Consider the following 8305-nt stretch of genomic DNA (forward strand, 5'->3'; position numbering starts at 1 on the left):
TGTTTGGAAATTATCCAACACTTCTCCCTTTGCCTATTTTGTAGGGGTGATTTCAATTGTATACTTCCTGCTACTTCTACCAGAACCAGTTGTGATTGAGAAATCAGTAATCTCATTTTTCTTCAAGATACCACCCTCGTATATAAAATCGGCATGATACGGTGATTGAAACCAATGTTTTCCTGTAAAAATACTTTCTTCTAATTCTGTATTTCCTTTTATTTCTTGCTTAATTTTTACCTGTGCACATTTTCGAACTCTATCCCAAAATGCACTATTGTCAGTTGTAGCTATTTCTATATGCATAAGTGAATTTACTTTTTCAAGATACATATCAACTGTATAGCCCAAATCTGATATAATTATCGGATTTTTAAATCTCTCTTTGTCAGCACTGTATATCAGAAGCGATATAAGCCAAAATTCAACATCAGGAATATGTTCAAACGCTTTACAAAAAGAGTTCTTCGTGAGCTTTTGGTAGGTATAATTTTTGGACTCTTTCATTTTTATTGATATACCTGTGCCGTGCTGTATCTCATACGTAAAATCTTGAATATCGTTTTCGTCAAGAATGTATTCTTTGCTTAGTAGAAATTCATGGCTTAAAGTAGTTTTAACAACGTATGCATCGCTCTTTGTTTTTACTTTTTTACCACTAAGTGAGGACATTTGGTTTGAAGATACTTTTATAAGGTAATATTGTGAAAAGTCATCAACATCGGGAAGGAGAGTTTTCCACATCGGATTGTCTTTGTTTTTATTTAGTATTTGACTCAATCCATATTCTTCTAAATCACCGAGGAATGTGCCAACTGTATCTGCACTGTCCTTCATAAGAACATCAAAGTCATCCTTCATAGAACCATATTTTAATTGAATCTCACCACGTTTATGCTCTGTATTACCCTTTGAAGATACATTCCATGCTTGAATAGTTAAGCTGCCTAATCTAAAACAGGCACGGTTAGAAGACGGTGCATGATTTATCTGGAAATCGATAACTTCTTTTTTAGAAATCCAACGCCCTTGTCTATATGTACCGTGATATACAAAATCAACATCACTATTATATTTTCCAACGAATAAAGCACGATTGATAAGCGTCTCCTTATTATTGTCAATAAATGATTGAAGTGTTTTTCGTTTTTCGGGATATTTTTTCTTGAACCCAGCAGCATCAAAGCGACAAATTATTTTACCAGATGAATCTTTATCTTTTGAACCTGTTCCATCAAGGGTTCCGTCCGCCCATATGAAAAAACGCCAAAGATTGCATATTTCATCGGTGGCACGGCAATCAGACTTTATGAAAGAGATAAAGTCTTCAATTTTTTCTTGATGACATGAATTGCCAGATCCCATCTTTAGGCTTACACCCATCTTTTGATTATTTATGGTAATATAAATATCTTGTTTCAATTTATTATTCTTAACATATGTAGCAGATATTTCTGTTTGGTCGGTGTAAGGAATATCTTTGGTAGCACATATATATTTAATAAATTCCTTCATTGTAAGATTTAAGTCTTTGAATTTTTTTCCGTCAAGATAGTTTGACATTTCTAATTCATTATTAGTACCGTGTGAATTATCTGCCATATCTTCCATACCTCCTTATTCTGCTTAAGTCATCTCCTAAACTTGCCCATTTTATTTGCATTACGTGGCGTCTGTCAGCAGTGTTTGGATTATAGTTTAAATTTCGATTCCATACTTGATAATTTAAATTACTAAAGTGTATAGTTGTGGAAGTGTTATTTTGTTCAAGCAAATAATCAATAATTTCGTCACGATTAGCCCATAAAGCGTTATTTATATTGCCGTGAAAAATTGCATCAACAGTTGGTGCAGGTGATACGTTACCTACAAATAAGACTCTATCAAAGAAACTGACTAAAAAATCGGTATTATCAAAAGCGTGATTAATAGATACTACCTTTGAATAGTTTGAAGATATCCATTCACTTGCGCTAATTCTATTGCCACCATTTCCATCCGTAGAACCATCTCCATAGTGAAATTCTTTAAGATACGCAATAATTCTACTTTCCATTCCACAATTTCTAAGATAATTTTCAAATACAGGAAGTTTTTCTTGGTGGACACTATTTCCGGCACCTTTTTTCACGCTGATGTATTTGGTTACATTATCAATCCTAATTGCAATATCTGGTTTAACCATGCCGGTGGGTTTCGATGCATACATTTTACATCCATATAAGTCATCACATTCGAATAAAAACGAAATAAACTCTTGCATATTACCATTAAGATTTTCAAAATATTGCTTACTGTTAATATAGTTAATTATTTCAGTTTCATTAGCGAAACCATCACTGTTGTCTCCAATAATTCTTGCCATAACGGTGCCTCCTTAATCCTTGATTGTTTCCATGATGTCCTCTACCTTACAATCTAAGGCGGTACATACCTTTAAAAGGACATCCGTTGATATATTTGCTCCCTTGCCCAGCTTGGCAATAGAAGCAGAACTAATGCCTGCAAGTTCTCGCAAGTCTTTTTTTTGCATTTCTTTGTCAATTAGCATTTTCCATAATTTGTTATAACTAATTCGCATTGTATTCCTCCAATTTTATTCCCTTGCATCCAACAGGAAACCATAACGACTATCTTTGAATTCACTCACATAATTATCATGTGTGAAATCAATAATCCTAATTCCAGCGGATTCAAAGTCGATTTTAGGTAAATTTCTTTTATTCTCCACAATAATTGTTTGCCCAACATCACAGTGATTGATGAAATATTGAAATAGATTAAATTTCATACTTTCTTTGTCATCTTCCGTTACACCTTCATCAAAACCATGAAGAGGTGTGTCAACGATAAATAGACCGGGATTATATTTTGATTTTTCGATAAAGTATTGGCGTAGTGATAAACCAGCCACTGTATTGATAAAGGAATGATACCCTTTGCCGTGACTGTCAGATTTAAAGTCACCATTAACAAGCAAGTCAAATTTACCCATATCAAACCCTGCTGTATTAAAACCACGATAATGACACTCTGTAAAAATTTCATTGGCATAGTTTGCCATATCAATTGCAAAATTATCTGGAAAATGTTCTCTTGGTTTATATACAGATTTGAGTGTATCGGAGTCTTTCTTTTCAGTTTCCAAAACGACAGCATCCTCTAATTTTTTGGAAAATTCTTGAATTAAGGAATAAGACTTTTGCAACTCAATATATTGTCTGTACTGTCGGATTTTTTCTTTTAAAGAAGTAGTTTCCGGATTTAATTTGTCTGCAATTAAACCTTGAAGATCTGAACGTTTAGTTTCCAAATTATGAATTTGCTCTTTTATATCGGAAAGTTCTGCGTTAATATGTGCTTCGCTTTTTTCCAATCCCTGCATTTGAACAATTATACGAGAAAGTTCCTTTTTGGCAGATTCAGTATAATTAATAGAGGGCATTCTTTTTATTGGAGTAGCACAGTATGGGCAATTCTCGGTTTTAGGCATATTTGCTCTGATTTTTTCGCCTTCAGCAATAAAGGTAAGGCGTTTAATATCAGAGGAGTATTGTGTTTTTAATGCTTGGTATCGATTGAGAATCAAGCTATGTTCAGAAGCTTTGTCTTGGCATTCTGTTATAGCAGATACAATAGCTGATAATTCGGTTAAAGCATTATTTAGGGATCCCTCGACCTCATTTAATCTGTCAATCGCTTTGTCTATCTCTTCTTCAACGTTGATTTCATCAAGACTATGAAGAGTTTCTTCCAAAATTTCTCGTTGTTGTGACCATTCCACAATTCTGTTATGTGCAAAATCTTTGATAGCACCTCGTTTTGCAGCAGATATTTTATCAGAATCTTGCTCATTATGTTCTGAGAAGTCGTTTCCAGTAATCAAATATAACAGAGAAGAGAGAAAATAAACCTTCTCGGAGTTTTGTTTTTCAGGTGTAATAATAGAATGTGGGTCATCTATATCATCTTCATTAAGATAAAATGAGCGAAGAATACGAAGCATGGTTAGATGCTTTCTTACGCCGTCTTTATTGTAGAGAACCTGCACATCCTGATTTATACCTAATAGCTTAAGCCAAAGAGATTGTATTACAGGGCGAGAATTTCCTTTTGTTGTATCAAATTTCACATCATAATCTCCACTTGAAATTCCTTTCACTTCAGAGTTGACGGAAATAACATTCTTTCCGACTTTACGAGTGAGAGATATAGCCCCTTGTAATGTTTGCAAAGTTACGGTGAAGGTGTCATATCCATTTTTCTTTTTCCCAAAAGGCTTAGTTCCACCCATCAAAAATTTAATAGACTTTAAGATGGCAGACTTACCAGTATCGGATGCTCCACAGATAATATTTAATCCGGGATTTAATGATACACGGGATGTAGTTTTATCTATACCAGAAGCAATAATTTCCTTTATATAAAATTCCATATCATTGATTCCTTTCTCTTGGCATTAAGGCAAAGTGGTTAAGGATGTCGACAATTTCTACTGTGTTCTTATCAGTAAGAAATTCCTTTGTTTTATATGCCAAGTTGATGTAATCAGCAGCATAACGAGTGGTCATTTCATCACAAATAGAAATCCCCTTATCTGTGATGGAATATGTGAATCCATCTGCTGATGTGTGAAGAGTTACTTCTTCGTTAAGTAACAATTCTTTAAGAGCAAGGGATACCTGCTCTCGTCTTACTGCATATTCCGAAAAATTAAACTCGTTTACACCATGTAAATTTATGGTTCCAACACCAAAGTCGGCAGCGTAAATTGTAATAAAATCAGAAGCAACAATGCTGTCCTTTGTCATATTTTTTTCGTTTACATATAGTGTAAGAAGAATACGAAGTGATATTTCGAATGTAGAGTTGAAAATATTATTCATAATCATCCGTCCAATCTATTTCTAATAAATGGCATACGCCCTTTCTCTCTTTAGGACCTATAAGACGTTCGCATTGGTCAACAACAGATGTGGTTTTACAATGAATCACTGTCTTGAGAACTTCGACTAAGCGTTTAAATCCGTTATCATATTCGTCACGAAGGGTATCACTTATATAATCGTATGTTTCAGATTTCCACGTTTTCATTTCTATATCTGGATTAGCAAAAGATTCTCGTAAAATTCTATCTATGCGAATAGCACTGTAATAATTGATACGTTGTTCCTCAAAATTATCTCTATATTTACGTTTTAAAGATGGAACATCGTCAATTGTAATCTTGGAACTTCCTAAAGCTTCTGCGTATGCGTTGAGAAGTTGAGCAATATAAAATCCTTCTTCATCCGCTATTCCTTCCGGAGGTAGTAGTTGAGGTGGTAATTCTATAATTGTATTGTCAATATGTATTTTGTTATCTCTAGGGTCGTAATAAAAACTTTTACTCAGTTCGTCAGCATTATTAATTTTATCTTTAGTATCTTTAATAATAGGTTCATCGTCAATTTGGTCATGAAGAATTGCTACAAACAAATCTGCACAAGCATACCCGATATCACCTTCTTCAGAATTAAACTGGGGAAGGTGATTTTTAATATCTTTTTCGATGTTAAGCTGTGTATCCTCATCAAATTGTTGTATGTATTTTGCAAACTTATTGGTATCACGCTTCTGATATACCACTCTTAATTTTTTTACATTAAGATTTCCACCACGAAATAGCCTTTCAATGGTGTCTTGTTGTAATGAATCAAAAGGATTGTATTTATCATTCTTTTCTTGTGCTAATTCTTCCTTGGTAGAAGGATCCCTCATAATGCTATCAAAAAGTAGCAGAAAAATACTGGTATTGAGAATCCGTACCAGCACAATTATTGTAAAGAATTTGTGCAAAGTCTTTAAACAGCATTTATTTGCTCCTTTCGATTTTCCGAACCCTTCCGATTGCTTCCGTGCAATTCCGAAAAAGACTTCTGAAAAATACTAAAATGTAGATAGTGGAAGTTACAAACATGTGTAAGTGTAACTCGCTTTATTAAGTATATCACAAAAATGTACATTTTACCAGAAGTTCAAATTTGCGTTTGTAAATTTTGTGTGTGCATTCAAAAATCAGAACTGTTGAACATGTGTAGATAGTGATATTCACAACAATCAATATCACAAGGCCTGATTAGCTATAGGGCATTGGGATACAAATATCGAGCCAACCACAGTACAAGCTGTGGAAGGTACGATAGAAGTACCCTTATTTTCCTATGCTCTTTTTCAGGCAAGATGGTCGGTACTTCTAAAGCACCGGCCATTTTTGTACCCTTTGCCCTTCCGCTGAGAATCAGGCGGAAAGGACAAGAGAATGAAGTTGAAGATTCGTTATGAAGAAAAGTATGAAACTGTGGAGGTTAACAGCGAAGAAATGTGGGTCAGCCTGTCTTTGGAAGGAGGAGAAAATCTCACTCAAGAAGAGAAGGAAACGATGATTCAGGATGCTTTTGAAGAGAAGTTTAATAAGCCTGAATACAACAACTGGCACAAATTTGACCGTCATCGTGGGAACTTAAAAAAGCAGTTCAGAAAAGATGATGAAGATGCTGATGAAAGTGATGGCTTGGATACTGTTGGGGATTACTCACAGGAAGAAGAACGTACTCGCAAATATGAATACGAGGATTTGTGCCAAAGAATCCGTGCTGTATTAAAGCCTAATTTTGCAGAGGTCATAATTGCCATGTGTTTGGATGATATGACACCGGAAGAATATGCAGCTACCACAGGAGAAAAGAGAGATACCGTCTATAAACGATTACAGAGAGCCAAGAAAAAATTTAAAGAATTTTTCTAAAACTGTCCAATCTGCCCCCTCCCAAGGCTAACAGGTAGAGGGTCAACCTCAAATAAATTACAGGAGGTAATTCTTATGAGCGAATTACAGATTTTTAAGAATGCGGAATTTGGCTCTGTTCGCACAATTGCTATTGATAGTGAGCCATATTTTGTGGGTAAAGACATAGCTGTTATTTTAGGGTACAGCAATCCAAGAGATGCTCTGGCAAAGCACGTTGATGATGAAGATAAGGGGGTAGCAAAATGCGACACCCTTGGTGGAATCCAAGATTTAACGGTTATCAATGAGTCCGGTCTTTACAGCCTTATTCTTTCGAGTAAGCTACCGACTGCTAAAAAGTTCAAACGCTGGGTTACAAGTGAAGTTCTCCCTGCTATTCGTAGACATGGTATTTACGCAGTAATGAGGGTGTTGAATAACCCAGACATGCTGATTGCAGCACTTACAGAGTTGAAGGAAGAGCGTGCAAGAATGAAGCTTTAATGGAAACTGTAGCTGTTCAGAATCAGCAGATTGTGAGATGAAACCAAAAGCCAGTTATTACGATGTGGTGCTTAATTGTAAAGACCTTGTAGCAATCTCTGTTATTGCAAAGGATTATGGTTGGAGCGCTAATCGTATGAATCAGTATCTTCACGAAAAAGAGTACAGTACAAACAGGGCAATAAAATATGGCTATTGTATCAGAAGTATGCCGAGATGGGTTATACCAATACCAAGACACACAGTTATCCCGGTAGTGATGGCTCGATGCACACAGCCTTTCATACTTATTGGACACAAGCAGGCCGCCTTTTCATTTATGGGCTGTTAAAGGCAGATGGTATTTTACCTACAATGGAACAGGAGGAAAGTTATGGCGATAGATAAATTTAACGCAGAGGGTTATTATGACCCGGTTGTATTTGAGGCTTTAACAAAAATTGAAAAGGAAGAGCGTGCGGCAAGAAAGGCCGCGCTTTCCGACCTATGGTGTATGTGTGCAGTCCATATGCCGGGGATATTGATAAAAACACAGCTAACGCAAGGATGTATTCCCGTTTTGCTGTAGCCAAAAATACGATTCCACTTGCTCCACATCTATTACTGCCACAGTACATTTCGGAAAACACGAGAGAGGTCTTGCTATGTTTATGAATAAGGTTTTTCTCGGTAAGTGTGATGAATTATGGGTATTTGGCAGCAGTATTTCGTCCGGGATGTCAGAAGAGATTGAATTGGCAGGTAAGATGAGAAAGAAAATCAGATATTTTACTGAGGAATTGCAGGAGGTGGAACAGTAATGAGATTAACGATTTATACGGCAGATTGCGTTGGCAGTCTGTCTAACTGTGTTTATCCAAATAAACATATTATTACGGATGAGGCTGCTATGAACGTAGCAATGAAGTATGACCATGTGACGGCTGCATATAAGGATAATTACCGTAATAATTCCAATTTTATTACAGCTGATAATGTTCCTCTTGATTGTGACAATGACCATAGTGATAATCCAGCCGAATGGATTACACC

At 35.7% G+C, this 8305-nt stretch carries 8 protein-coding genes and 3 pseudogenes; 5 read left to right on the forward strand and 6 right to left on the reverse strand.

Going from position 1 to position 8305, the window contains the following annotated elements:
* Positions 1–33: 33 nt before the first annotated feature.
* Genes CC92_RS0113235 through CC92_RS21735 form a run of 6 tightly spaced genes read right to left on the reverse strand, consistent with a single transcriptional unit; the run spans position 34 to position 5760 of the window.
* Positions 34–1602 carry a hypothetical protein gene (locus tag CC92_RS0113235; protein ID WP_029502440.1) on the reverse strand — a complete coding sequence of 523 codons (1569 nt, stop codon included), beginning with the start codon at positions 1600–1602 and terminating at the stop codon, positions 34–36.
* Positions 1592–2365 (reverse strand): hypothetical protein, encoded by a 774-nt coding sequence (locus tag CC92_RS0113240; RefSeq protein ID WP_029502439.1) that lies wholly within the window; start codon positions 2363–2365, stop codon positions 1592–1594. The genes CC92_RS0113235 and CC92_RS0113240 overlap by 11 nt, the downstream gene beginning before the upstream one ends.
* A 12-nt stretch (positions 2366–2377) precedes the next feature.
* Positions 2378–2581 (reverse strand): helix-turn-helix domain-containing protein, encoded by a 204-nt coding sequence (locus CC92_RS0113245; RefSeq protein WP_029502438.1) that lies wholly within the window; start codon positions 2579–2581, stop codon positions 2378–2380.
* 15 nt (positions 2582–2596) lie between these two features.
* The gene (locus CC92_RS0113250) at positions 2597–4435 is read right to left on the reverse strand and encodes an AAA family ATPase (protein WP_029502437.1); all 1839 of its coding nucleotides are present in this window, start codon (positions 4433–4435) and stop codon (positions 2597–2599) included.
* A gap of 1 nt (position 4436) precedes the next feature.
* A complete protein-coding gene (locus tag CC92_RS21005) occupies positions 4437–4886 on the reverse strand; it encodes an ABC-three component system middle component 2 (protein ID WP_034218381.1) in 450 nt (149 codons plus the stop codon).
* A complete protein-coding gene (locus CC92_RS21735) occupies positions 4879–5760 on the reverse strand; it encodes an ABC-three component system protein (protein ID WP_156037021.1) in 882 nt (293 codons plus the stop codon). Before CC92_RS21735 ends, CC92_RS21005 begins: the two co-directional genes overlap by 8 nt.
* 541 nt (positions 5761–6301) lie before the next feature.
* Between CC92_RS21735 and CC92_RS0113265 the strand changes: the two genes are divergently transcribed.
* The 5 genes and pseudogenes from CC92_RS0113265 to CC92_RS0113285 all read left to right on the forward strand — a co-directional run.
* Entirely contained in the window at positions 6302–6787 is a 486-nt protein-coding gene (locus tag CC92_RS0113265) for an RNA polymerase sigma factor (protein ID WP_029502434.1), read from the forward strand.
* Positions 6788–6862: 75 nt separating this feature from the next.
* Entirely contained in the window at positions 6863–7273 is a 411-nt protein-coding gene (locus CC92_RS23360) for a Bro-N domain-containing protein (RefSeq protein WP_081870269.1), read from the forward strand.
* A gap of 37 nt (positions 7274–7310) precedes the next feature.
* A pseudogene (locus tag CC92_RS23365) lies at positions 7311–7660 on the forward strand (phage antirepressor KilAC domain-containing protein).
* Positions 7647–8073 (forward strand): annotated as a pseudogene (locus CC92_RS23640) (DUF4406 domain-containing protein). The pseudogenes CC92_RS23365 and CC92_RS23640 overlap by 14 nt, the downstream one beginning before the upstream one ends.
* Positions 8073–8305 (forward strand): annotated as a pseudogene (locus tag CC92_RS0113285) (DNA primase); the annotation flags it as partial. The pseudogenes CC92_RS23640 and CC92_RS0113285, both read left to right, overlap by 1 nt.

Origin of the sequence: Lachnoclostridium phytofermentans, from assembly GCF_000733755.1 — a bacterium.
Taxonomy (GTDB): domain Bacteria; phylum Bacillota; class Clostridia; order Lachnospirales; family Lachnospiraceae; genus Lachnoclostridium; species Lachnoclostridium phytofermentans_A.

What these genes read in the sequence shown, in the direction of transcription:
- CC92_RS0113235 (WP_029502440.1), bottom strand. Translation starts at nt 1,602, where the DNA reads ATGGCAGATAATTCACACGGTACTAATAATGAATTAGAAATGTCAAAC.
- CC92_RS0113240 (WP_029502439.1), bottom strand. Translation starts at nt 2,365, where the DNA reads ATGGCAAGAATTATTGGAGACAACAGTGATGGTTTCGCTAATGAAACT.
- CC92_RS0113245 (WP_029502438.1), bottom strand. Translation starts at nt 2,581, where the DNA reads ATGCGAATTAGTTATAACAAATTATGGAAAATGCTAATTGACAAAGAA.
- CC92_RS0113250 (WP_029502437.1), bottom strand. Translation starts at nt 4,435, where the DNA reads ATGGAATTTTATATAAAGGAAATTATTGCTTCTGGTATAGATAAAACT.
- CC92_RS21005 (WP_034218381.1), bottom strand. Translation starts at nt 4,886, where the DNA reads ATGAATAATATTTTCAACTCTACATTCGAAATATCACTTCGTATTCTT.
- CC92_RS21735 (WP_156037021.1), bottom strand. Translation starts at nt 5,760, where the DNA reads ATGAGGGATCCTTCTACCAAGGAAGAATTAGCACAAGAAAAGAATGAT.
- CC92_RS0113265 (WP_029502434.1), top strand. Translation starts at nt 6,302, where the DNA reads ATGAAGTTGAAGATTCGTTATGAAGAAAAGTATGAAACTGTGGAGGTT.
- CC92_RS23360 (WP_081870269.1), top strand. Translation starts at nt 6,863, where the DNA reads ATGAGCGAATTACAGATTTTTAAGAATGCGGAATTTGGCTCTGTTCGC.